Below are 1,256 nucleotides of genomic sequence, written 5' to 3' on the forward strand. Positions count from 1 at the left end.
GCGCTGCTCGCACGCGTCGCCGACACCGCGCCGCAGTCGCGGCTCGACCGGCACGCACGGCGCGACAACGTGATCGCGGCATTCGCGGTGGCGGGCGGCGTCGCCGGTCGCCACGTTGCGCTCGTCGACGACGTGATGACGTCCGGCGCGACGCTCGCGGCCGCCGCGCACGCACTGAAGGCGGCGGGCGCCGCACGCGTGACGAATCTGGTTGCGCTGCGCACCGCCAGGGATTAATTAGATAGAGAGGCCGACCGACCGGACACGGCGGCGGCCGTCACGAACCGGCCGGCCGGGAACGCGCGCGTAGCGCCGCCCCGGCCGGCCCAGCCAAACCGAAACATGTTCAACGTCGTCCTCGTCGCCCCCGAAATCCCGCCGAACACCGGCAACGTGATCCGCCTGTGCGCCAACACGGGCGCGCGCCTGCACCTGATCGAGCCGCTCGGCTTCCCGCTCGACGACGCGCGGATGCGCCGCGCGGGCCTCGACTATCACGAGTATGCGCAGATGCGCGTGCACCGCGACTGGGACGCGTTCACCGCGGCGGAAACGCCCGATCCGGCGCGAATGTTCGCGTTCACGACACGCGGCTCGGGCCGCTTCCACGATCATGCATTCCTGCCCGGCGACTGGTTCGTGTTCGGCTCGGAGACGCGCGGCCTGCCCGCCGAGCTGCTCGAGCGCTTCCCGAACGAACAGCGCGTGCGCCTGCCGATGCGGCCGGACAACCGCAGCTTGAACCTGTCGAACACGGTCGCGGTGGTCGTGTTCGAGGCGTGGCGCCAGGCCGGGTTCGAAGGCGGCGCATGACGCCGGGACGGCGCCTCCCGCCCCGCGGAATGCGTCACGTCCGCGCGAGCCGCGCGCGGTACAGGTCGTAGATGTCAGGGGAAAAGCACGCGAACACCACGCGTGCGAGGTTCGGCGCCTGCGGCAGCATTTCGGCGACGGTGCCCACGGCGATGTCGACGGCGTCTTCGGCCGGATAGCGATAGATTCCGCAGCTGATCGCCGGGAACGCGATCGACGTCGCCGCGACCTCCTCGGCCAGCTCGATCGCGCGGCGGTAGCACGACGCGAGCAGGTCTGCCTCGCCGCGCCCGCCGCCATGCCACACGGGCCCGACTGCATGGATCACGTAGCGCGCCGGCAGCCCGTGACCGCGCGTGAGCCTGGCGTCGCCCGTGTCGCAGCCGCCGAGCGTGCGGCACTCGGCGAGCAGGCCGGGGCCGGCCGCGCGGTGGATCGCGCCG

General features: G+C 72.5%; 3 protein-coding genes. 2 read left to right on the forward strand and 1 reads right to left on the reverse strand.

Translation table 11 applies throughout. The features are described 5' to 3' along the window. Together DPV74_RS41410 and trmL are read left to right on the forward strand one after the other, a co-directional pair. The coding region (locus tag DPV74_RS41410; RefSeq protein ID WP_257943215.1) for a phosphoribosyltransferase family protein at positions 1–237 on the forward strand (237 nt) is incomplete at its 5' end. 105 nt (positions 238–342) lie between these two features. Then, positions 343–813 (forward strand): tRNA (uridine(34)/cytosine(34)/5-carboxymethylaminomethyluridine(34)-2'-O)-methyltransferase TrmL, encoded by a 471-nt coding sequence (gene trmL, locus DPV74_RS41415; protein ID WP_119339289.1) that lies wholly within the window; start codon positions 343–345, stop codon positions 811–813. Between the two features lie 34 nt (positions 814–847). Here the strand turns inward: trmL and DPV74_RS41420 are convergent. Continuing rightward, on the reverse strand, positions 848–1,256 hold a 409-nt coding region (locus tag DPV74_RS41420), incomplete at its 5' end, for a macro domain-containing protein (protein ID WP_119339290.1).

It is taken from the genome of Burkholderia sp. HAN2018 (assembly GCF_024704855.1).
GTDB classification, from domain to species: domain Bacteria; phylum Pseudomonadota; class Gammaproteobacteria; order Burkholderiales; family Burkholderiaceae; genus Burkholderia; species Burkholderia cepacia.

Coding starts and splice junctions, on each gene's coding strand:
- trmL (WP_119339289.1), top strand. CDS start 343: ATGTTCAACGTCGTCCTCGTCGCCCCCGAAATCCCGCCGAACACCGGC.